The 21147-nt window shown below is 69.4% G+C and carries 20 protein-coding genes; 14 read left to right on the top strand and 6 right to left on the bottom strand.

The features are described from left to right. Positions 1 to 80 precede the first annotated feature (80 nt). From ppk2 to MFF06_RS08155, 5 genes are all read left to right on the top strand, one after another. Positions 81 to 989 carry a polyphosphate kinase 2 gene (gene ppk2 / locus MFF06_RS08175; protein ID WP_238202761.1) on the top strand — a complete coding sequence of 303 codons (909 nt, stop codon included), beginning with the start codon at positions 81 to 83 and terminating at the stop codon, positions 987 to 989. Between the two features lie 180 nt (positions 990 to 1169). Beyond that, positions 1170 to 1592, top strand: coding sequence for a preprotein translocase subunit SecG (secG, locus tag MFF06_RS08170; protein ID WP_238202759.1), 423 nt, complete (start codon positions 1170 to 1172; stop codon positions 1590 to 1592). Positions 1593 to 1760: 168 nt separating this feature from the next. Beyond that, positions 1761 to 3389 (top strand): CTP synthase, encoded by a 1629-nt coding sequence (gene pyrG / locus MFF06_RS08165; protein ID WP_238202757.1) that lies wholly within the window; start codon positions 1761 to 1763, stop codon positions 3387 to 3389. Between the two features lie 53 nt (positions 3390 to 3442). Continuing rightward, positions 3443 to 3895: a DNA polymerase III subunit chi gene (locus MFF06_RS08160; RefSeq protein WP_238202755.1), complete on the top strand. Its 453-nt coding sequence runs from the start codon at positions 3443 to 3445 to the stop codon at positions 3893 to 3895. Positions 3896 to 3902: 7 nt separating this feature from the next. After that, complete coding sequence (locus tag MFF06_RS08155; protein WP_370876627.1) at positions 3903 to 5456, top strand: S10 family peptidase; 1554 nt, start codon at positions 3903 to 3905, stop codon at positions 5454 to 5456. A 46-nt stretch (positions 5457 to 5502) separates the two neighbouring features. Here the strand turns inward: MFF06_RS08155 and MFF06_RS08150 are convergent, their stop codons facing one another. Next, entirely contained in the window at positions 5503 to 6744 is a 1242-nt protein-coding gene (locus tag MFF06_RS08150; protein ID WP_238202753.1) for a lytic murein transglycosylase, read from the bottom strand. 124 nt (positions 6745 to 6868) lie between these two features. Between MFF06_RS08150 and MFF06_RS08145 the strand changes: the two genes are divergently transcribed. Further along, positions 6869 to 7384, top strand: a complete 516-nt coding sequence (locus MFF06_RS08145) for an SRPBCC family protein (protein ID WP_238202751.1) — start codon at positions 6869 to 6871, stop codon at positions 7382 to 7384. 78 nt (positions 7385 to 7462) lie between these two features. Continuing rightward, positions 7463 to 7591 carry a TFIIS helical bundle-like domain containing protein gene (locus MFF06_RS08140; RefSeq protein WP_238202749.1) on the top strand — a complete coding sequence of 43 codons (129 nt, stop codon included), beginning with the start codon at positions 7463 to 7465 and terminating at the stop codon, positions 7589 to 7591. A gap of 159 nt (positions 7592 to 7750) precedes the next feature. Here the strand turns inward: MFF06_RS08140 and MFF06_RS08135 are convergent, their stop codons facing one another. Beyond that, a complete protein-coding gene (locus tag MFF06_RS08135; RefSeq protein ID WP_238202747.1) occupies positions 7751 to 8941 on the bottom strand; it encodes a patatin-like phospholipase family protein in 1191 nt (396 codons plus the stop codon). A gap of 330 nt (positions 8942 to 9271) precedes the next feature. Here MFF06_RS08135 and MFF06_RS08130 point away from each other — a divergent pair, with 330 nt between their 5' ends. From MFF06_RS08130 to MFF06_RS08110, 5 genes are all read left to right on the top strand, one after another. Beyond that, positions 9272 to 9802 carry a GcrA family cell cycle regulator gene (locus MFF06_RS08130; RefSeq protein WP_238202745.1) on the top strand — a complete coding sequence of 177 codons (531 nt, stop codon included), beginning with the start codon at positions 9272 to 9274 and terminating at the stop codon, positions 9800 to 9802. Positions 9803 to 10471: 669 nt separating this feature from the next. After that, a complete protein-coding gene (gene cysK, locus MFF06_RS08125; protein ID WP_238202743.1) occupies positions 10472 to 11446 on the top strand; it encodes a cysteine synthase A in 975 nt (324 codons plus the stop codon). A gap of 104 nt (positions 11447 to 11550) precedes the next feature. Then, on the top strand, positions 11551 to 11877 hold the full coding sequence (locus MFF06_RS08120; protein ID WP_238202742.1) for a hypothetical protein: 327 nt from the start codon (positions 11551 to 11553) through the stop codon (positions 11875 to 11877). Next, the gene (locus tag MFF06_RS08115; RefSeq protein ID WP_238202741.1) at positions 11877 to 12188 is read left to right on the top strand and encodes a hypothetical protein; all 312 of its coding nucleotides are present in this window, start codon (positions 11877 to 11879) and stop codon (positions 12186 to 12188) included. The genes MFF06_RS08120 and MFF06_RS08115 overlap by 1 nt, the downstream gene beginning before the upstream one ends. Further along, entirely contained in the window at positions 12185 to 12331 is a 147-nt protein-coding gene (locus tag MFF06_RS08110; protein WP_238202740.1) for a hypothetical protein, read from the top strand. The genes MFF06_RS08115 and MFF06_RS08110 overlap by 4 nt, the downstream gene beginning before the upstream one ends. A gap of 234 nt (positions 12332 to 12565) precedes the next feature. On the opposite strand, the gene typA is transcribed toward MFF06_RS08110, so the two are convergent. Continuing rightward, on the bottom strand, positions 12566 to 14392 hold the full coding sequence (typA, locus tag MFF06_RS08105) for a translational GTPase TypA (RefSeq protein ID WP_238202739.1): 1827 nt from the start codon (positions 14390 to 14392) through the stop codon (positions 12566 to 12568). Positions 14393 to 14670: 278 nt separating this feature from the next. Here typA and MFF06_RS08100 point away from each other — a divergent pair, with 278 nt between their 5' ends. Both MFF06_RS08100 and MFF06_RS08095 read left to right on the top strand, forming a co-directional pair. Continuing rightward, the gene (locus tag MFF06_RS08100) at positions 14671 to 17316 is read left to right on the top strand and encodes an ABC transporter transmembrane domain-containing protein (protein ID WP_238202738.1); all 2646 of its coding nucleotides are present in this window, start codon (positions 14671 to 14673) and stop codon (positions 17314 to 17316) included. 74 nt (positions 17317 to 17390) lie between these two features. Further along, entirely contained in the window at positions 17391 to 18800 is a 1410-nt protein-coding gene (locus MFF06_RS08095) for a cytochrome P450 (protein ID WP_238202737.1), read from the top strand. A gap of 167 nt (positions 18801 to 18967) precedes the next feature. On the opposite strand, the gene minE is transcribed toward MFF06_RS08095, so the two are convergent. The 3 genes from minE to minC are packed head-to-tail and all read right to left on the bottom strand — an operon-like array spanning position 18968 to position 20839. Then, the gene (gene minE / locus MFF06_RS08090) at positions 18968 to 19288 is read right to left on the bottom strand and encodes a cell division topological specificity factor MinE (protein WP_238202736.1); all 321 of its coding nucleotides are present in this window, start codon (positions 19286 to 19288) and stop codon (positions 18968 to 18970) included. Further along, positions 19285 to 20097 carry a septum site-determining protein MinD gene (gene minD / locus MFF06_RS08085; RefSeq protein WP_238202735.1) on the bottom strand — a complete coding sequence of 271 codons (813 nt, stop codon included), beginning with the start codon at positions 20095 to 20097 and terminating at the stop codon, positions 19285 to 19287. Before minD ends, minE begins: the two co-directional genes overlap by 4 nt. Before the next feature lie 13 nt (positions 20098 to 20110). Then, the gene (minC, locus tag MFF06_RS08080; protein ID WP_238202733.1) at positions 20111 to 20839 is read right to left on the bottom strand and encodes a septum site-determining protein MinC; all 729 of its coding nucleotides are present in this window, start codon (positions 20837 to 20839) and stop codon (positions 20111 to 20113) included. Positions 20840 to 21147: the final 308 nt, after the last annotated feature.

The raw sequence follows: 21147 nt of genomic DNA, 5'->3' as shown, positions 1-21147 counted from the left end.
CCGGCCTCCGGCCGGCCTTCGCATCCCTGTCACACTGAGTTGCTTTGGAGGGCGGGCGAAGCCTGACCGAAGAGCGACCCATGTCCGAGGATCTGAGCGCGGCCCATCCCGCCCTCGTCGAGATGATCCGGCGCGAGATCCTGGACAGCTACGACGAGGAGTTGGAGCAGGAGCTGGAGGACGGCCGCCTCGAGGAGATGGCGGGCGGCTCCCGGGGCCTCGACCGGCGGTTCTACTTCCGCGAGCTGCTGCGCCTGCAACACGAACTGGTTCGCCTGCAGGACTGGGTGCAGGCCGAGAAGCTGCGGGTCGTCGTGATCTTCGAGGGCCGCGATTCGGCCGGCAAGGGCGGGGTGATCAAGCGGATCACCCAGCGCCTCAACCCCCGCGTCTGCCGCGTCGCCGCCCTTCCTGCGCCGAGCGAGCGCGAGCGCAGCCAGTGGTATTTCCAGCGCTACGTCTCGCACCTGCCCGCCGGGGGCGAGATCGTGCTGTTCGACCGCTCCTGGTACAACCGGGCGGGCGTCGAGCGGGTGATGGGCTTCTGCGGCGAGGCGGAGGTGGAGGAGTTCTTCCGTTCCGTGCCGGAATTCGAGCGGATGCTGGTCCGCTCCGGCATCGTCCTGCTTAAGTACTGGTTCTCCATCACCGACGAGGAGCAAGCCCTGCGCTTTTCCATGCGGATCACCGATCCGCTGAAGCAGTGGAAGCTCTCGCCGATGGATGTCGAATCGCGGCGACGCTGGGAGGACTACACCCACGCCAAGGAGGAGATGCTGGCCCGCACCCATATCCCCGAGGCGCCGTGGTGGGTGGTGGAGGCCGTGGACAAGAAGCGCGCCAGGCTGAATTGCATCAGCCATTTGCTGGAGCAAATCCCGTATGCGGAGGTGGACCATCCCCCGGTCCTGCTGCCGGCACGGGTGCGCCACGCCGACTACATCCGCGCGCCGATCCCGGCCGAGATGATGGTGCCGGACCGGTACTGACCTTCTTTTCGCGGCGCGCCCGGGCACGGCGGCCCTGCCCGACGCGGTTGGCGGTTTCGCCCGAGTGGTGTATGGCCCACCGGACTCGATGGAGCGGCCTCGCGCGCCGCCCAGCGCCGCCCCGCGCCCTTGGCCTCGACCCAGACGGGTCGGTTGGGGCGAGCGAAGACCGGATCCCCGATGCAGACCGTCCTGATCGTCGTCCACCTGATTATCGTCCTCGCCCTCATCGCCGTGGTGCTGTTGCAGCGCTCGGAGGGCGGTCTCGGCCTCGGTGGTGGCGGAGGCGGCGGCGGTGTCGCGGGCTTCATGACCGGCCGCGGCCAGGCCAACGCCCTGACGCGGGCGACGGCGATCCTCGCGGCCCTGTTCTTCGTCACCAGCCTGACCCTGGCGGTCATGTCGCACCGCTCGGCGGCGCCGAAGTCGATCCTCGACACCGGCGCGCCCGCCAAGGCCGGCAGCCAGCAGGCTCCGGCCGGGGCCGACAACCTCCTCGACACGCTACGCAAGGCGCAGGACCGGACGCCGGAGACGGCGCCGGCCCAGCCCGCCACGCCGGCCCAGCCGTCCGGTCCGCCGACGGCGCCGCAGTCGCGCTGATCGCCCCGCGCGGGCCGTGAGACGGCCCGCGCCCCGCACTCAACCCGCACCGGGCCGCCCTCGGGTCTTCGACCGGAGGGGGTGCGCCGCGTGCAATCCCCAGTCATCGGCCGCGCGACGGGCTCCCCCGTTTGCAATCGCGGCCCTTTTCTCTATGGATCGAGGCCCATGACGCGGTACGTTTTCATCACCGGCGGCGTGGTCTCCTCCCTCGGCAAGGGTCTCGCCTCCGCAGCCCTCGCGGCCGTGCTCCAGGCCCGGGGCTACCGGGTGCGGATGCGCAAGCTCGACCCCTACCTGAACGTCGATCCGGGCACGATGAGCCCGACCCAGCACGGCGAGGTCTTCGTCACCGACGACGGCGCCGAGACCGACCTCGACCTCGGGCACTACGAGCGCTTCACCGGCGTGCCGGCGAGCCGGGCCGACAACATCACCACCGGCCGCATCTATCAGGACATCATCGCCAAGGAGCGCCGGGGCGACTACCTCGGCGCCACCATCCAGGTGATCCCGCACGTCACCAACGCCATCAAGGACTTCGTGCTGGAGGGCAACGACGCCTTCGATTTCGTGCTGGTGGAGATCGGCGGCACGGTGGGCGACATCGAGGGACTGCCCTTCTTCGAGGCGATCCGCCAGCTCGGCCAGGAACTGCCCCGGGGCACCACCGCCTTCGTCCACCTGACGCTGCTGCCCTACATCCCGAGCGCGGGTGAATTGAAGACCAAGCCGACCCAGCACTCCGTGAAGGAGCTGCGCTCCATCGGCATCCAGCCCGACATCCTCCTCTGCCGCTGCGACCGGCCGATCCCGGTCGAGGAGCGCCGCAAGCTCGCGCTGTTCTGCAACGTGCGCGAAACGGCGGTGATCGAGGCGCGGGACGTGGCCTCGATCTACGAGGTGCCCCTCTCCTACCGGACCGCCGGCCTCGACCGCGAGGTGCTCGGCCATTTCGGCCTGGAGCACGGCGACGAGCCGGATCTCGGCCGCTGGCGCACCATCGCCGAGCGGGTGCGCAACCCCGAAGGCGAGGTCTCCATCGCCATCGTCGGCAAGTACACCGGCCTGAAGGACGCCTACAAGTCGCTGATCGAGGCGCTCACCCACGGCGGCATCGACCACCGGGTGAAGGTGAACCTCGAATGGATCGAGGCCGAGGTTTTCGAGCGGGAGGACCCCGCCCCCTTCCTCGAAGGGTTGAACGGCATCCTCGTGCCCGGCGGGTTCGGCCAGCGCGGCGCCGAGGGCAAGATCCGCGCGGCGCGCTACGCCCGCGAGAAGAAGATTCCTTATCTCGGCATTTGCTTCGGGATGCAGATGGCGGTGATCGAGGCCGCGCGCTCGCTCGCCGGGATCGCGGACGCGAACTCCACCGAGTTCGGCGAGACGGCCGAGCCGGTGGTCGGCCTCCTGACCGAATGGCTGAAGGGCAATGAGCTGGAGCGCCGGGCGGCGGAGGGCGACCTCGGCGGCACCATGCGGCTCGGCGCCTACGAGGCCCATCTCGATCCCGAATCGAAGATCGCCGGCATCTACGGCCAGTCGCGCATCTCGGAGCGGCACCGCCATCGCTACGAGGTCAACATGGCCTACCGGGAGCGGTTGGAGGCGAAGGGCCTGCGCTTCTCCGGCCTCTCGCCCGACGGGCTCCTGCCCGAGACGGTGGAGCATGTCGGCCACCCGTGGTTCATCGGCGTGCAGTTTCACCCGGAGCTGAAGTCCCGCCCCTTCGAGCCGCACCCGCTGTTCAAGGGGTTCGTCGGCGCGGCGATCGAGCAAAGCCGGCTGGTGTGAGGGACGGTGTCGCGGCGTCTCGCAAAGACCCGTAGCGGCATTATCTCCCGACCGTGACCGACATTCTGTTCTATCACCTCCAGCACCAGCCCCTCGAACGGGTGCTGCCGACCCTCGTGGAGCGGTCGCTGGAGCGGGGGTGGCAGGCGGCAATCCAGGCGGCGAGCGAGGAGCGGCTGGCAGCGCTCGACGACCAGCTCTGGACCTACACGGACGAGAGCTTCCTGCCCCACGGCAGCGACCGGGAGCCGGATGCGGCCTCGCAACCCGTGGTGCTCACCCTTACGGATAAAAACCCGAACGGTTCCTCGATCCGCTTCCTCGTGGAGGGGGCCGACCTGCCCGCCGACGCGGGCACGTACGAGCGGATCTGCATCCTCTTCGACGGCACCGATCAGGAGGCGCTCCTGCGCGCCCGCGATCAATGGCGCCGTGCCAAGGAGGCGGGCCACACGGTCGCCTACTGGCAACAGGACGAATCCGGCCGCTGGACCAAGAAGGCATGACGCCCCGATGATGCTTCCCCGCGCCGCCGTGACGGCGACTCGCCTGGCGACCGCCCTCCTCCTGACGGTCGCCGTGCCCATCGCCAGCCTCGCACAGGACGCGGGCCGCGAGGCACCATCCCGGCCGCAGAGTGCGGGCCCCGAGGGACGGCGCCTCCCGCCCGATTCCACGACGTCGCACAGCGTCACGCTCCCCAACGGCCGCCAGCTCGATTTCAAGGCCACGGCCGGCGCCCTGCCGCTGGTGGACGAGAACGGCAAGCTCTCGGCGGAGATCGGTTTCGTCGCCTATACCCACGCGGCGGAGGACGGCCGGGACCGGCCCATCACCTTCGCCATCAACGGCGGCCCCGGCGCCGCCTCGGCCTTCCTCAACATCGGCGCGATCGGTCCCTGGCGGTTGCCCACCGGCGAAGACAGCATCAGCCCCTCGCAGCCCGTCGCCCTGGTGCCCAACGACGGGACGTGGCTCGAGTTCACGGATCTCGTCTTCCTCGATCCCATCGGCGCGGGCTACAGCCGGGCGGCGGACGGCGACGCCAAGAAGTACTGGTCCGTCGAGACCGATGCCTCGATCCTCGCCGCCGTGATCGCCCGCTACCTGCGGGTCAACGGGCGGATGGCGAGCCCGAAATTCTACGTCGGGGAGAGCTACGGCGGATTCCGCGGACCGCTTATTGCCGGGAAATTGCAGGACGAGATTGGGATCGGCCTCTCCGGCATGGTGCTGCTGTCGCCGGTGCTCGATTTCGCTTGGTTGCAGCGGCCCCGGACCGATCCGTGGTCCTACGTGCTGAAACTTCCGTCGCTGGCGGCGGGCGGTCTGGAGCGGGCGGGCAAGACGATCGACCCCGCATCCCTCGCCCCCGCCGAGAGCTACGCCACCGGCGCCTACTTCGCCGACCTCCTGAAGGGTCCCGGCGACGGGGAGGCCGTCGGGCGCATGTCGGACGAGATGGCCAAGCTCACCGGCCTGGACCGGGATTTCCTGCGCCGACAGGCGGCCCGGCCCGCCATCAACGGCGTGCAGCGCGAGGCCGAGCGCGGAAGCGGCCGGGTTTCAAGTGCCTACGACACGGGCATCACCGGCTGGGACCCGGAGCCCGACGCCCTGCACGGCGGCTTCGAGGATCCGCAATTGTCGGCCATCCACGCGCCGCTGACGAGCGCGATGATCGACCTCTACGGGCGCACCCTGAAGTGGCCCGTGCCGAACCAGCGCTACGAGTTGCTGAACGGCGCGGTCAACCGCGGCTGGACCTGGGGCTCGGGACGGCAGGCCCCGGAGGCGATGTCGGCGCTCAAGGGGGCGCTGTCCCTCGACGGCAAGCTGCGCGTGATGGTCGCCCACGGCTACACCGATCTTGTGACGCCCTACTTCGCCTCCAAGCTGCTGATCGCGCAGGTTCCGCCCTACGGCGGCGGCCGCCTCGACCTCAAGGTCTATCCGGGCGGGCACATGTTCTACTCCCGCGCCGCCTCGCGCGCGGCCTTCCGCCGGGATGCGGCGGCCCTGTACGCGGCCGCCCTCAAGGACCGGGAGGCGATGCCCGCCCAGTGAGACGGCCGGCCGGCGGGAGCGCCCGAGAAGCGCGCCGGGGCCTGCTCTATGGTTCGGCCCGGAGCCGATCCAGCGTCGGCCCGTTCGCGTAGCCGTCCGGCGGCAATCCGGCGCCGCGCTGGAAGACCCGCAGCGCCGCGCGGGTCTTCGGGCCGACCTTGCCGTCGATGGTGCCTGCGAGCAGCCCCTTGGCCACGAGGCGGGTTTGCAGGTCGCGGCGCTCGTCGTTGCTCAGCATCCGGTCGTCGCGGGGCCAATCCCGGGCAAAGCCCGGCCAGCCCCTCAGGCGATCGGATAGGTGCGCCACGGTGAGCGCATAGGAGAAGGCGGTGTTGTAGCGCAGGATCACCCCGAAGTTCGGCAGCAGGAGGAAGGCCGGGCCCCTCTCTCCGGCGGGCAGGAACAGGGTCGCGGCTTGGTCTTCGCCCAACCCCTCGCCGTTCACCGGCGTCACGCCGAGCGCCTTCCACTCCTTCAGGGGCCGGGCGGTCATCTCGTCGGCCAGGGACAGGTCGAAGCCCGGCGGGAGGATCGCCTCGCTTCCCCAGCGTTCCCCCTTCCGCCAGCCCTCGGCCACGAGGTAGTTGGCCGTGGACGCCAAGGCATCGGGCACCGAGCCCCACAGGTCACGGCGGCCGTCGCCGTCGAAATCGACCGCGCGCTTCAGGAAGACGCTCGGCATGAACTGTGTGTTGCCCAGGGCGCCGGCCCAGGAGCCCGTCAGCCGCTCCGGGCTCACATCCTTGGCCGCGAGGATCGTGAGAGCCGCCACGAGTTCGCCGCGCCAGTAACCCGGCCGGGTTTCGTCGCCACAGGCCAGCGTCGCCAGGGAGCGAATCGCGGGCCGGACGACGTTCGGGTCGTCGAGGACGGCTCCATAGTTCGATTCGACGCCCCAGAAGGCGACGAGGGTATAGCGATCGACGCCGTAGCGGGCCGCGATGGCGTCGAGGGTCGGCGCCCAGACGCCCAGGAGCCGCTGCCCTTCGGCGATCTTCGCATCGGTGACGCTGGCCTCGACATAGGCCCCGACCGGCCGCACGAACTCCGCTTGGTTCCGCGTCGCCGCCAGCACGCCCTCGTCGGAGGTCAGGTCCTGGAACTGTGCCTCCGCAAGGGCGCGGGGCACCCCCGCCGCCTCGGCCTCGGCGGCGATCTCCCGCAGGCAGTGGGCGAAGGGCGAAAGCGGCTCGGCCGAGACCGGCGGCGACGCGCAGCAGGCCAGGGCGCAGGCCAGGGCGGCCGGAACGCGGCGGCGGATTCGGAGCAGAGCGCTGAGGGACGTCATGGCCTCCGGTATCCCCGCTGACCCCGGCCGCGCAATCGCCGAAAGCCCCCTGACGGGTGGCGGCGGACGCGTGTTAGAGGTTGCCGACACCTTGCGCCGCACGGCGCGCCATCGTGAGTTGGATATGACGGTCGGGATTCGCGTCGTCCGGCTTCGCCGCCGGTGCTTGCCCGGCCTTGCCCTCCTCATCACCGGTCCGGCGCAGGCCCTGGAGGTGACGCGCAGCCGCGACATCGACGCTCCGCCCGCCGCCGTCTGGGCCATCGTCGGCGATTTCTGCGGCATTGGCCGCTGGCATCCGCAGGTGGAGCGCTGCCTTCTCTCGATGGACGAGGACGACGAGACAGCCCGCGTGCAGGTCCGCGGTCTCGTGGTGAAGGGGGGCCGGGGCACGATCGTCGAGGTCGAGACGGCCCGGAACGAGACCGGAAGGAGCTACAGTTACAGCTTCGTCCAGGGTCCGCTGCCCGTGGCGGCCTACAACGCCACGGTGATGGTGCAGCCGAACGGCGCGGGGTCGACGGTGATCTGGACGGGGACCTTCGACGCCGCCGGAGTGAGCGACGCCGAGGCGGTGGCCGACCTGACGCAGGTGTACGACGAGGGCCTCGCGGGTATCGCGAAGGAAGTGGGCCGCTGATGCGGGAACAGGTGCGCCGCCTCACCCGTTAATCGGCAAGCTGCGCCGTTTTGGCGCAGAGCGCCAGGGGAGCCGCCCATGAGCCTGATTGGACGCCTCGTCACGAAGATCCTCGGGACGGAAAACCGGCCCGTCGTCCGCGACGACCGCAACGCGAGCTCGGCCACGCCGCTGGGCCGCCTCGTCACGAAGATCCTCGGCAAGTAGTGCCCGAGCGAGACGCCCGGATCGCGAGATCCGGGCGTGGTCGCCGCGATGACGCTCGTGCAGTGACGCAGTCACTTCGTTGATGCGTGTTTGCACTATCTTATTGTTTTTGCACCAATTTTTTTAGTCTCGGCTGACGCCGCCGGCTGGATCGATGCACTAGCGGATCGCCTGCGCGACGGCTTCCTTGGTGATCGGCGCGGCGGGAACCGTGTGCTCCCACAGGTTGGCCGAGCGGCCCTTCTCCAGCCCGTCCTGATAGAGGGCTTGCATGTAGGCGGTGTTGAAGCCCTGGGCGGCCGGCGCCTTCGGGCCACGCTCATCGACGTAGGTGAGATTGAAGGCGATGTTGTTGGCCTTTGCCAGGGCGTAGGTTGCCGCCAGCGCCGCCCGCGAGCGCGCACGGCTCGCCGTGGTGAAGGACCGGCCGACGATGGCCAGCGTGTTGTCCTGAGTCACCTCGAAATCCGGTTCGAGGCGGCCGTTGATTACCACATAGATCTGCGCCTTGCCGGCGCTCCGCGGCAGCCGACCGTCCTTCAGGAGGAGGCTCTGGGGCAGCGTGAAGACAGGCGTCACCACCGATCCGTCGACGTGCATCTCCTGGAACCGCGAGGGTCCCGCAGTCACATCGATGAACTGTGGCGGGAACACTGCCGGAACGCTCGCGGAGGCCGCGAGGACGTCGCGGAACAGCTCCACGCGGTTCGGCGCGTCGCTGGCGGCGATGGCGCCCATGTTCCAGATCACGGCGCGCTGTGAATCGAGGTTCGTCGTGACGACGAGAAGGCGGCGCCCCTTGGCGTGCTCCTCGGCGATCGCCGCCAGAAGATCGGACGTCACGTAGCGGCCGATCAGGTCGCGCAGCCGCCCGTCCCCGAACAGGCCGGAGCCGAACAGGACGTTGGTGATGCTCGGCGCCTGGACCAGGGTCTCGGCCACGCCGCTCGTGTAGAATTCGGTGAGATAGGGGTCGTAGGCCGGGCCGAGGAAGGCGAAGGGTGCGATCAGTGCCCCGGTGGAGACGCCGGAGACCAGGGTGAACTCGGGCCGGGTCCCGGTCTGAGACCAGCCGTTGAGCACACCGGCTCCGTAGGCGCCGTCGCCGCCGCCGCCCGACAGGGCAAGATAGGAGAAGTTGGTAACCTTGCGGGTGGGGTTGGCCACCAGTTGGCTGATCGCCTCGACGGAGGCGTCCGAATAAACGCGAGCACCGGGGATCCCCGGCACCGATGCCTCGGCCGCCTGTTGCGCAGTGTAAGTCGTCCGAGGCATGGAGCCGCAGGCCGCCACCTGCGCCGCAACGCCGAGTGCGAGGATCAGGCTCGTGCCAGCTCGGCGGTAACCCATCAGCGACATCCCGATCGGGCGGCGCCGGACGCGGCCGCTGCGGTGTGGCCGGGCCGCGAAACACCGTTCCGCGAACCGTCCCCGGACAGTATCACGACCCCCGTCTCGGCAATGTTGCAGGACAGCAACGGCCGACCATTGCCGATCCAATCGTGGTGGACAGGCCGGGGAGGGCTGCCGAACCGGACCGTCCGGACCCTTGCATGGGCCGCGAACCGCGCGGTAGGCTCCCTCACGGCTCGGGGAGACACGGTGTCGCACTGGCTTGGCTCCCGCTGGCCGGCCCGGTGACGCACGCGCGCCGCAGGGTGAGGGGTCGGAGGGGGGACTATGGAAGCGGGTCTGAGCTGGACGGACGAGCGCGTCGCGCTTTTGCGCCGTCTCTGGGAGGATGGCCAGAGCGCCAGCAAGATCGCGGCGCAGCTCGGCGGGGTGACCCGCAATGCCGTCATCGGGAAGGTTCACCGCCTTGGCCTCGGAGGCCGGGTGAAGGGCGCCGAGGTCGATGCCGCGAGCGCCGTGAAGCCCGCCGAAGTCGAAAAGCCTGTCGCTGCGGCCCCCATTCCGGAACTCGTCGTGGCCGAGACCCACCGGCCCGCGCCCGAATTCCCGACCGCCGCCGTGCCGGCACGTCCGGCGGCAACGGAGGCTGCGGCAATCCCCGTCTCCCAGCGCGTGACCATCATGGACCTGCGGGAATCCATGTGCCGCTGGCCGCTTGGGGATCCGACCACGCCGGAATTCCGCTTCTGCGGAGCCCGGTCGATCACCGGCCTGCCCTACTGCACGCATCACGCCGAGATCGCCTACCAGCCCGCGGCCGAGCGCAAGCGGGACCGCCGGGCGGCGGGCTTCCGTTAGAGCCGTCGTCGATCGGGTCGAGCCACACTGTCGATGGCTCCCTCGTCGCCTTTGCGAACGCGGTGAGAAGCTGTCCAGGGGAGCGGACCGATCCGCAGGGGCCTGCCAACCCCGGATTGTTTCGCTGTCCTTCGTAAAGACGCAGAGGCGTGAGCCAGCTCTGTCGGGTGCGGCTTCACAGCGTTTTCGGCTTGATCCGGGTCGACTGCGTGATCGTCTTCGCGAGCGAAGCGAAGCCTTCCAGGGATCCGCCGCGTTCTGTCAGATCCCGCTGCCCGGGATTGCTCCGATGACGCTCTCCTAGACGGGGCGGCGTATGATCCAAGCTTCCCCACAATCGCGCTCGGTCGGCGTCTTTTCGAATTGGCTCGCCGCGCGCTCGCCTTTGACGGGGCGCCGGTACCCCTGACCCTGTTGCGGGGCCGGTGCGCCGGGGGGGGACCAGAGAATGAATTTCTGTCTCGGGCAATTCACCTACAATTATCTTCCAAATTGACGGCTCGACCCTCGGTTTCCTGAAAAGATTTGCCGGACAAGGCACTTACGGCGATTGCTCCTGCACGGGCGACGGTCTATCGCACCGATCCTGTCCGGTCACGTCGGTGTGACCCACATGGGTCGGACGCCGACGGGCCCCATGCCCTTACCGAACGCAACAGGAAGCACGCGATGGCCGATACCCACTCCGCGCCCGCCAAATCCGGCCATGGCCGTATCTACGGCTCGATCACCGAGACCATCGGCAACACGCCGCTCGTCCGTCTGAACCGCCTGCCCAAGGAGCACGGCGTCGATGCCGAAATCCTGCTCAAGCTCGAGTTCTTCAACCCGATCGCCAGCGTGAAGGACCGCATCGGCGTCAACATGATCGACGCCCTGGAAGCCTCGGGCAAGCTGAAGCCCGGCGGCACCCTGGTCGAGCCGACCTCCGGCAACACCGGCATCGCGCTGGCCTTCACCGCCGCCGCCCGCGGCTATCGCCTGATCCTCGTGATGCCGGAGACGATGTCGCTGGAGCGGCGCAAGATGCTCGCCTTCCTCGGCGCCGAGCTGGCCCTCACCCCTGGCCCGCAGGGCATGAAGGGCGCGATCGCCAAGGCCGAGGAGCTGCTGCGCGAGATCCCCGGTGCGGTGATGCCGCAGCAATTCTCGAACCCCGCCAACCCGGATATCCACCGCCGCACCACCGCCGAGGAGATCTGGTCGGATACCGGTGGCCAGCTCGATGCCTTCGTGGCGGGCGTCGGCACCGGCGGCACCGTCACCGGCGTCGCGGAGGTGCTGAAGCCGCGCCTTTCCGGCCTCAAGGTCTTCGCGGTGGAGCCGGTGGATTCGCCGGTCATCTCCGGTGGCCAGCCGGGCCCGCACAAGATCCAGGGCATCGGCGCGGGCTTCATCCCCGACAATCTGCACACCGACGTGCTCGACGGCGTGCTGAAGGTCTCGAACGAGACGGCCATCGAGACATCCCGGGCGCTCGCCAGACTCGAAGGCATTCCCGGCGGCATCTCGACGGGCGGCAACGTGGCGGCGGCGATCGAACTCGCCAAGCGTCCCGAGTTCCAGGGCAAGCGCATCGTGACGATCGCCTGCTCCTTCGCCGAGCGGTACATCTCCTCGGTGCTGTTCGAGAACATCGGCTGAGGCGACAGGGCGGTCCCGGGGAGACCCATCTCCGGGACCGCCGCGCAACGATCACCGGCCCTTCCCGTTGTCCCGCCGAGACGTGACACAGCGGGAGACCGGACATGACGGATGACAAGCAGCGCCCGTCGCTGAAGGAGTTCGACGCCTACGCCGACCGGAACGGCCAGGACCTCGGGCAGGACTCGCCCCTCGACGTCGGCCTGCCCCAGCGGACCCAATCGGACCTGCGACGCGACCCCGGCGGGGAAGCCGAGACCGCCCGCATCGCCTCGGGCCAGCCGCAGCAGGACGCGACGGACGCCACCGAAGCGGAGACGCCCCCGGAGAACCTGCGCCGCCTCAAGGGCGAGACCACGCCCTCGCCCGCAGCCACCGAGGCCATCGACCGGGCGACCGCCGCCGTCGGCCAGGACGACGGGCAGCGCTGATGTCCCGACCGACCAGCGATTCCGGCACCGTCACCCGCAAGCCCGACGACGCTGTTGGCTCACGGGGCAACGCAGCGGCGGCCGGTGGCCATCAATCTCCGCAGCAGGCGGCCATCACCGACATGGACGGCGGCGGCAAGGACGACGCGGCCCGCAACCGGGATTGGGGCACGGGCGAGCCCGGCGCATCGCCACCGGCGCTCGGCGGCTCGTCCGGCGGCCACTCCGATCAGAAGGCATCGCGGGGTCCGGAGGCCGACCGGACGGTGGCCGATAGCCTATCCCGCGCGGAACGGGAGAACGACCGATGAGCGAACGCGAGCGCGACGACGGCGAGAAGCCGAAGGCCAACATCGCCCCCGATGCGGTGAAAGACCCGAACGAGAAGACCGACGGCAAGCCGGGCGCGGGCTCTCAGGGCCAGAACGACGAAACCGATCCCGGCGGCAGCTGAAGGTTCGGCCTTCAAGTCGGCCCTGTGCCTGGAGGCGCCGCGCTCGAGAATTGTCCGTCGCCATGGACTGTCTCGGTGCGCTCGCAGTGACGGACAGGCCGTGGCACGAGCGGTTTAGGCAATCGGGAGTCCATTGCCTCCTCACGTGCCGAAAAAATAAGGGTAGCGCCGCGTCCCAGGACGCGGCGCTACCCTGTCGTCAATCGATACCGCTCGATGACGGCACTGCGAGCCTCAGGCGGCGGTGCCTTCCTTGGAGCGCTCGGCGCGCTTGCGATCGTTCGGGTCAAGGACCGTCTTGCGCAGGCGGATCGACTTCGGCGTGACCTCCATCAGCTCGTCGTCCTGAATCCAGGCCAGCGACTTCTCAAGGGTCATGCGGATCGGCGGGGTCAGGCGCACCGCCTCGTCCTTCGAGGTGGTGCGGATGTTGGTGAGCTTCTTGCCCTTGAGCACGTTCACCTCGAGATCGTTCTCGCGGTTGTGCTCGCCGACGATCATGCCCTGATACACCTTTGCGCCGGGCTCGATCATCATCGGGCCGCGATCTTCCAGGTTCCACATGGCGTAAGCCACCGCCTCGCCCTTGTCGTTCGAGATCAGCACGCCGTTGCGGCGGCCGGGGATCTCGCCCTTGAAGGGCTCGTAGGCCTTGAACAGGCGGTTCATGATCGCCGTGCCGCGCGTGTCGGTCATCAGCTCGCCCTGGTAGCCGATGAGGCCGCGGGTCGGAGCGTGGAAGACGAGGCGCAGGCGGTCACCGCCCGACGGCCGCATCTCGATCATCTCGGCCTTCCGCTCGGACATCTTCTGCACGACGACGCCGGAATGCTCCTCGTCCACGTCGACGACGACCTCTTCGACGGGCTCCAGCAGGTTGCCGTCCTCGTCCTTCTCGAACACCACGCGCGGACGCGACACGGCGATCTCGAAGCCCTCGCGGCGCATGGTCTCGATCAGGATCGCGAGCTGCAATTCGCCGCGGCCGGACACGTAGAACGAGTCCTTGTCCGCCGCCTCCTCGATCTTGAGCGTGACGTTGCCCTCGGCCTCCTTGAACAGGCGGTCGCGGATCATGCGGCTCGTCACCTTGTCACCCTCGGTGCCGGCGAGCGGCGAGTCGTTCACGATGAACGACATGGTGACGGTCGGCGGATCGATCGGCTGTGCCTGAATCGGGTCGGCGACGGAGGGATCGCAGAAGGTGTCGGCCACCGTGCCCTTCATGAGGCCGGCGATGGAGACGATGTCGCCCGCCTCGCCCACGTCGATCGGCGCGCGCTCCAGGCCGCGGAAGGCCAGGATCTTCGAGACGCGGCCGGTCTCCACCACCTTGCCCTCGCGGTCGAGGACCTTGATCGACTGGTTCGGCTTCACGGTGCCGGAGGCGATGCGGCCGGTGATGATGCGGCCGAGGAACGGGTTGGCCTCCAAAAGGGTGCCGAGCATCCGGAACGGACCCGGCTCGGTCTTGGCCGGCGGCACGTGCTTGAGCACGAGGTCGAAGAGCGGCGCGAGCCCCTCGGACGGGTCGGCATCGGGCGAGGCCCCCATCCAGCCGTTGCGGCCGGAGCCGTAGAGAATCGGGAAGTCGAGCTGCTCGTCGGTGGCATCGAGGGCGGCGAAGAGGTCGAACACCTCGTTCACGACCTCGTTGATGCGGGCATCCGGACGGTCAACCTTGTTGACGGCCACGATCGGGCGGAGGCCGATCTTCAGCGCCTTGCCGACCACGAACTTGGTCTGCGGCATCGGCCCCTCGGCGGCGTCCACGAGGACGATCACGCCGTCGACCATCGAGAGGATACGCTCCACCTCGCCGCCGAAATCGGCGTGGCCGGGGGTGTCCACCACGTTGACGCGGGTGTCCTTCCAGACGACCGAGGTGGCCTTCGCCAGGATCGTGATGCCACGCTCCTTCTCGAGGTCGTTCGAGTCCATGGCGCGTTCCTCGACGCGCTGGTTCTCACGGAAGGTGCCGGACTGCTGCAGCAGCTTGTCGACCAGGGTAGTCTTCCCGTGGTCGACGTGGGCGATGATGGCGATGTTGCGCAGGTCCATGGGCCGGGTTCACGCTCGGTGGCCCTGGCTGAGCCGGTGCGACGGACGACCGTGGGTCGTCCGCTCCGGGCCATGGGCGAATGTGTGGCGGTTGCGCTGCAATAGGCGGCTCAGCCCGTTCCGGCAACCCCATGGCGCAAAACCGTCGTGGGTGAGGCCGCCGTCCCGCGCGGACCCGGACGCTGCCTCCTTGGCATGCAACCGCTGGGGATATAGGCGATACGGCTTGCCGTTCGAGCGAACCGAGGCGCCTCGCATGACGCCGGCGAAGGGTCCCCATGCGCGAGCTTGAGCCGCGGCTGTTCCGGTACATTTGGCGCTACTCGAAGCGCGACCAGTTGACGATCTGCGCCTTCGTCCTGGCCTCCCTGCCCTTCTATTTCGCCTCCCTCGACCTGCCCAAGCGCATCGTCAACGACGCGATTACCGGCCGGGCCTTCGCCCATGGCGAGACGACGGCCACCTTCCTCGAGATCAAGATCGATTGGCCGTCCTTCCTCGGCGGGGGCCACACCGAACTGTTCGAAGGGTTTCAGGTGGGGCGGCTCGAATTGCTGCTCGGCCTGTCGCTGCTATTCCTGCTGCTCGTCGTCATCAATGGCGGCTTCAAGTTCTGGATCAACCTGCAGAAGGGGATCCTCGGCGAGCGGATGCTGCGCCGCCTGCGATTCCATCTCTTCGCCCTGATGCTGCGCTTCTCGCCCGAGGCGCAGCGAGAGGTGAAATCCTCCGAGACCGCCACGATCATCCGCGACGAGGTCGAGCCGATCGGCTCCTTCATCGGCGATGCCATCGTCGTCCCGGCGCAGCTCGGCACGCAGGCGCTCACGGCCCTGCTCTTCATCCTGATGCAGAACGTCTGGCTCGGGCTCGTCGCCGGGGCGATGGTCGGGGTGCAGATGACGGTGATTCCCCGCCTCCGCCGGGAGATCATCCGCCTCAGCCGGCGGCGGCAGATCGCCTCCCGCGCCTTCGCGGGGCGGGTGGCGGAGGTGCTGGACGGCCTCCCCGCCGTGGTCCTCAACAACACCGGGCGCTGGGAGCGCGCCGAGATCGGCGGGCGCCTGTACAACCTCTACGACCTCCGCCTGCGCATCTACCGGCGCAAATTCGCGGTGAAATACCTCAACAACTTCATCGCGCAGGTCACGCCGTTCCTGTTCTACGCCATCGGCGGCTTCTTCGCGCTGAAGGGCGAACTGGACATCGGCCAGCTCGTGGCGGTGCTCGCCGCCTACCGCGACCTGCCCCCGCCCCTGAAGGAGCTGATCGACTGGGATCAGCAGCGACTCGACGTCGAGGTGAAGTACGAGACCGTCGCCGCGCATTTCGGTCCCCGCCGTCTCCTGCCGCACCAGGATGACGACGGCCCCGCGCCGAGGCTCGGCTCGCCGCTCGCCACCGAGACGCTGACCCTGCGCGACCCCCGGGGCGGGTTGGCCATCGACGTGGCCGACGCGACCCTTCCCCTGCCGGCGCGGGCGGCCCTCGTGCCCCCCGGCCCCCTTGCCCAGGAATTCGCCTCCGTCGTCGCCGGGTTGCAGATCCCACGGGGCGGCACCGTGCGGATCGGCCCCTACGACATCGCCACCCTGCCGCGCTCCACCCACGCGACGCGGATCGCCTATGCCGGCATCACGCCCGTCCTCTTCCCGGGGTCGATCCGCGACAACCTCCTGTACGGGTTGCGGATCAAGCCGCAGGCGGAGCGCCGGGTCGATTTCACGAAGCACAGCAGCCAGGAGGCGCTGAAGACCGGCAACCCGATGGACAGCATCACCGATCCATGGATCGACTTCGGGACGCTGGGCGTGGCGGATGCGGACGCCCTCGACGAGCGGTTTGTCGACATCCTCAGCCATCTCGGCCTCGCGGACGACCTCTATCGCTACGGTCTCTCCGCCCTCAGTTCGGTAGTGACGGACTCACCCGGCGGCCAGCTCATGATCGCCGCCCGCGAGCGCCTGCGGGCGCATTTCGACGAGCAGGGCTTGGCCGGCCTCGTCATCCCCTTCAAGCGGGGTGCCTACAACGATCAAGCGACGCTGGGGGAGAACCTGCTCTTCGGCGTCCCCCGGGACCGCGCCCTGCTGGAACCCCGGCGCCTCGCGGCGCTGGAGCCGTTCCGCCAGGCCCTGGCAAGTGCCCGGTTGCTCGACGATCTCGACCGGATGGGCGTCGCCATCGCCCGCAACCTCGGCGAGATCTTCAAGGACGTGCCGCCCGGCCACCCCCTGTTCCGCCGGTTCTCGCTGATCACGCCCGAGGCGGTGCCCGATTACGCGGCGCGGCTGTCACGCCTCACGGAGAACGCCGCGCTCTCGGAGGAGGACAGCGTGGCCTTCCTGGCGCTCGCCCTCGCCTACGTGGAGCCCCGCCTGCGCTTCGGCCTCCTCGACACCGCCCTGCGCCGCCGGATCGTCGGCGCCCGGAGCATCGTGCAGGACGAGATGCAGGGGCCGGAGGACTACGACATCGAGACCTACGATTCGGGGCGGATCAATCCCCGCGCGAGCGTCCTCGACAACATCCTGTTCGGCCGCATCGACACCGCGCGCATGCACAGCGAGGCGATCATCCAGCGGGAGGTCCGCGCGGTCTTCCAGGAATTCGGCCTCGAGATGCGGATCCGCCGCCGGGGTCTGGAGCACGAGGTCGGCAACCGCGGGCAATTGCTGCCCGAGCGGGTGCGGGTGCGCCTCGGCCTCACGCGCGCGGTCCTGCGCAAGCCCGAGGTGCTGGTGGTGGACCGGGTGAGCGATCACTTGGAGGACGGTCTGGATACGCTCCTGTCGGTCATCGACCGGTTTCTGCCGGAGGCAAGCTTGGTCGCGTCTGTCTCCACCGAGGCGGAGGCGGCCCGGCTGCCCCAGGCGTTGCGCATCCAGCCGCTCGAAGCCCCGTTGCAGCGCGCCGCCGAGTGACGCCGGGCCGGGGGACGCGGCGCGCCGGCTTGCCCCGTTTACACGCGGACCCGCCTCGGCCATCAGATCGGCCGATGGATGTCACCCTCACGGACAGTACCCCCCGGGACCGATCCTCGGTGTCCGCGACGCGCCGGGTGCCGCCGCACCGGACGCCGCCCGAGCGCGACCTACCGATCCTCGCCTACCTGCGCTCCATCCGGGACAACGGCCTCCTCGGCTTCCCGCAGGCGGCCTACGAGGAGCCGGTCACCCGCCGGGGGCTCCTCGGCCGCACCAGCATCCTGCTGAATGAGCCCGAGGCGATCCGGCGCGTGCTGGTGGAGAACCAAGCCAACTACGCCCGCACGATCGGCACCCTGCGGATCCTCCGCCCCATCCTCGGGGACGGCCTGCTGATCAGCGAGGGCGCGGCGTGGCGGCATCAGCGCCGGGCCCTCGCCCCCGCCTTCACGCCCCGCGCCATCGACGGGCTGATGCCGCATATCGACCGCGCCGTCCGCGACGGCATCGACGCCCTCGGGCCGCAGGCGGCGCGGGGACCTGTCGACCTGTTCGCCACCTTCCACGCCCTCGCCCTCGACATCGCCGGCCGGAGCATGTTCTCCGTGGGGATGGACCGGCACGGCCCGGAGCTGCGGGCCTTCATCACGGGGTACGGCGCGCGGATCGGGCGTCCGCACATCTTCGACGTGCTCATGCCTCCCGGCTGGCCGGTGCCCCTCGACGGGCAGCGGGCGCGCTTCCGCCGCCGATGGATGACCTTCCTCGACACCGTGATCGCCGCCCGCGCTGGGACCCCGTCGGGGGAGCGGGGCGACCTCCTCGATCTCCTCGCCGCCAGCCGCCATCCCGAGACCGGGGCGCCCTTCACGCCGGAGGAGTTGCGCGACCAGGTGGCGACCATGATCCTCGCCGGGCACGAGACCACGGCGGGTACCCTGTTCTGGGCGAGCTACATGCTGGCCCTCTTTCCCGACATCCAGGAGCGGGTTGCGGCGGAGGCGCGGGGCGCCGACCTCGCCGATCCCACCGGGTGCCAGGGGGACGGGCGCCTCCCCCTCACCCGCGCGGTGATCGACGAGACCCTGCGCCTCTATCCGGCGGCCTTCGTCGTGGTGCGGCGGGCACTGGCCGCCGATACGGTCGCCGGGCAGCCGGTGAACAAGGGGGACATCGTGATGGTGAGCCCCTGGGTGCTGCACCGGCACCGGCAACTCTGGGATGACCCGGATGCGTTCGATCCGGACCGATTTCTGCCGGGGGCGCCGCCGCCTGCCCGGTTCGCCTACCTGCCCTTCGGCGCGGGCCCGCGCGTCTGCATCGGCGCGCAATTCGCCCTCGGCGAGGCGGTGCTGGCCCTGGCCCGCCTTTGCGCGGCCTTCCGCTTCGACCTCGTCGGCGCTGAGCCGATCCTGCCGGTGGCCGTCGTGACGACGCAGCCCGACCGGCCGGGGCCCTTCCGGCTCACCGCGCGGGCATAGCCGGAGCGAACGCCCGCGCGGCAGCGGATACCGCCGTCCTTGCGAGCATGGTGAAGCGATCCAGGGCAGCGGAACGCCTCACGACGCGGCGCCACCCTGGATCGCTTCGCCATGCCTGCGAGGACGTTGGAAGAACCCTCCCCCGCGAGGGGGAGGGCCAGGGCAGTCTACGCCGCCTTCTTGGAAGCCCGGTCGGCGACCTGGGCGATCTTGTTGGCGAGCTTCGCATCGAGCTTCGAGGAGGCACCGAGCGGCAGCTCGATGTCGAGGCCGAGCGTCGAGACGCCGACGCCGCGCTCCAGCGTGACCTTCACCTTGTCCGGCTCCACCGAGACGTGGTTGGCGATCACCGCCAGGATTTCCTCCCGGAGCTGGATCACGAGATCCGGGCGGCCGGTTTCGTTGCGCTCGTGGGCGAGGATCAGCTGAAGGCGATCCCGGGCGATGGCGCTGGAATTGCGCTTCTGGAAGATCCCGAGGATGCTCATGCCGCCCTCCGCAGAAGCTTGTCGAGGAAGGACTTGCGCTCCGTGGGGAGCACCATCGGCACATCCTCGCCCTTGAGCCGCCGGGCCGCGTCGGCGTAGGCGCGGGCGGGGGCGCAGAGGGGGTTGTTCAGGGTCACCGGGCAGCCGACGTTGGAGGCCCGCAGGACTTCCTGGCTCTCGGGGATGATCGCGAGCAGCGGGATCGAGAGGATCTCGAGCACGTCCTCGGTCTTCAGCATGTCGCCGCGGTCCGCGCGGGTCGGGTCGTAGCGGGTGAGGATCAGGTGCTTCTCCATCTCCTCGCCGCGCTCGGCCTTCGCCGTCTTGGAGTCGAGGAGGCCGATGATCCGGTCGGAGTCGCGCACCGAGGAGACCTCGGGGTTCGTGACGACGATGGCCACGTCGGCGTGGTGCATGGCGAGCTGGGCGCCGCGCTCGATGCCGGCGGGGCTGTCGCAGACCACCCAGTCGAACTTCGCACGCAGCTCGTCCATCACCCGGGCGACGCCGTCGTCGGTCAGGGCGTCCTTGTCCCGCGTCTGGGACGCCGGGAGGAGATGCAGACCGTCGAGGCGCTTGTCCTTGATGAGGGCCTGCGGGAGCTTGGCATCGCCGTTGACGACGTTGATGAGGTCGTAGACCACCCGGCGCTCGGCACCCATGACGAGGTCGAGGTTGCGCAGGCCGACGTCGAAATCGACGACGCACACGCTCTGTCCGCCCTGGGCCAGGGCCGCTCCGAGGGCTGCGGTGGTCGTCGTCTTGCCGACGCCGCCCTTGCCCGATGTGACGACGAGAACCTTTGCCACGGCTCGCTCTCCCTTAATCCAGCTTCGCTAGTTTCATCGTGCCGCCATCGAGCCAGACCTGGGCGGCCTTGCCGCGCAGGGCCGGACCCATGTCCTCCGCAGTCCGCACGAGGCGGTCGATCCCCAGCAGCTCGGGCTCGAACTTGCGGCAGTAAATGCGGGCGCGGGGGTTGCGGGCGGCGCCGGCGATGGCGCGCCCCCGCAGGGCGCCGTAGACGTGGATGGAGCCGCCGGCGAGAACCTCGGCCCCGGAGGAGACATGACCCATGACGGTCACGTCGCCGGTGGGATTGACGATGCTCTGGCCGGAGCGGACCGACCCCTCGACCGTGATCGAGGTGACCATCAGGGGCTCCGGCTCAGCCGGGAGCACCGGCAGCGCGACCTTGGCGCTGGGATGCCCGTCGATGAGGAGCGGCGGGAGCCCCTCCCCCGACGTATCCGAGCCTTCGATGCCGAGCACGCAGATGTTCCGGCCGCGCAGTTCGTCGAGGAGGCCCCGAAGGTCGTCCAGCGACGGCTGAAGCTCGGCGAGATCGAGGATGAGCGCCCGGCCCTTGAACAGGGTCGGAGACCGCTTGAGCGTCTTGTCGAGACCGGCGAGCCAGTCTCCGACAGGGGGCTCCGGCGTGAGCGCCAGGGCCTTGAAGGCGCGACCGCGGAAGCTCAGCGGCCGGAGGGTCACCCGCGCCTCGTCGGCGGCGGGATCAGTCAGTTTCGGCTCTGGTGAAGCTGCGCTCATGGCCGCCCGTTAACAGTCCTTACCAGACCATTGACGGCTGACATGGTTACCGAAGGGTTAAGGATATGATCCTTGTCGGCAAATTTTGCCGGGATCCTGGGATCGCCTGATGCAGGGGCCGATCCGGCCCTCGCCTGTGGCCGCGCGACGACAGATCCGCGCGGGAGCCGACCCGGGGCGACAATAGGCTCGGGACTTGCTTCGCGACCCTCGGCGCCTGGCGATCACGGCAGGAGGCGGCCGGTCCGGCCGCCGCTCGGACTTCCGTCAACGTCGATTGGAACCCGCAGCGCCTTCGGTCGCACGAG

Source organism: Methylobacterium aerolatum (assembly GCF_022179085.1).
GTDB lineage: Bacteria > Pseudomonadota > Alphaproteobacteria > Rhizobiales > Beijerinckiaceae > Methylobacterium > Methylobacterium aerolatum.
Note: the sequence above shows the minus strand (reverse complement) of the source record. Positions and strands in the feature narration are given on the sequence as shown.

What these genes read in the sequence shown, in the direction of transcription:
- MFF06_RS08155 (WP_370876627.1), top strand. Translation starts at nt 3,903, where the DNA reads ATGATGCTTCCCCGCGCCGCCGTGACGGCGACTCGCCTGGCGACCGCC.
- MFF06_RS08150 (WP_238202753.1), bottom strand. Translation starts at nt 6,744, where the DNA reads ATGACGTCCCTCAGCGCTCTGCTCCGAATCCGCCGCCGCGTTCCGGCC.
- cysK (WP_238202743.1), top strand. Translation starts at nt 10,472, where the DNA reads ATGGCCGATACCCACTCCGCGCCCGCCAAATCCGGCCATGGCCGTATC.
- MFF06_RS08095 (WP_238202737.1), top strand. Translation starts at nt 17,391, where the DNA reads ATGGATGTCACCCTCACGGACAGTACCCCCCGGGACCGATCCTCGGTG.
- ppk2 (WP_238202761.1), top strand. Translation starts at nt 81, where the DNA reads ATGTCCGAGGATCTGAGCGCGGCCCATCCCGCCCTCGTCGAGATGATC.
- MFF06_RS08145 (WP_238202751.1), top strand. Translation starts at nt 6,869, where the DNA reads ATGACGGTCGGGATTCGCGTCGTCCGGCTTCGCCGCCGGTGCTTGCCC.
- pyrG (WP_238202757.1), top strand. Translation starts at nt 1,761, where the DNA reads ATGACGCGGTACGTTTTCATCACCGGCGGCGTGGTCTCCTCCCTCGGC.
- MFF06_RS08140 (WP_238202749.1), top strand. Translation starts at nt 7,463, where the DNA reads ATGAGCCTGATTGGACGCCTCGTCACGAAGATCCTCGGGACGGAAAAC.
- MFF06_RS08130 (WP_238202745.1), top strand. Translation starts at nt 9,272, where the DNA reads ATGGAAGCGGGTCTGAGCTGGACGGACGAGCGCGTCGCGCTTTTGCGC.
- MFF06_RS08135 (WP_238202747.1), bottom strand. Translation starts at nt 8,941, where the DNA reads ATGGGTTACCGCCGAGCTGGCACGAGCCTGATCCTCGCACTCGGCGTT.
- minC (WP_238202733.1), bottom strand. Translation starts at nt 20,839, where the DNA reads ATGAGCGCAGCTTCACCAGAGCCGAAACTGACTGATCCCGCCGCCGAC.
- typA (WP_238202739.1), bottom strand. Translation starts at nt 14,392, where the DNA reads ATGGACCTGCGCAACATCGCCATCATCGCCCACGTCGACCACGGGAAG.
- MFF06_RS08115 (WP_238202741.1), top strand. Translation starts at nt 11,877, where the DNA reads ATGTCCCGACCGACCAGCGATTCCGGCACCGTCACCCGCAAGCCCGAC.
- MFF06_RS08110 (WP_238202740.1), top strand. Translation starts at nt 12,185, where the DNA reads ATGAGCGAACGCGAGCGCGACGACGGCGAGAAGCCGAAGGCCAACATC.
- MFF06_RS08120 (WP_238202742.1), top strand. Translation starts at nt 11,551, where the DNA reads ATGACGGATGACAAGCAGCGCCCGTCGCTGAAGGAGTTCGACGCCTAC.
- minE (WP_238202736.1), bottom strand. Translation starts at nt 19,288, where the DNA reads ATGAGCATCCTCGGGATCTTCCAGAAGCGCAATTCCAGCGCCATCGCC.
- secG (WP_238202759.1), top strand. Translation starts at nt 1,170, where the DNA reads ATGCAGACCGTCCTGATCGTCGTCCACCTGATTATCGTCCTCGCCCTC.
- MFF06_RS08100 (WP_238202738.1), top strand. Translation starts at nt 14,671, where the DNA reads ATGCGCGAGCTTGAGCCGCGGCTGTTCCGGTACATTTGGCGCTACTCG.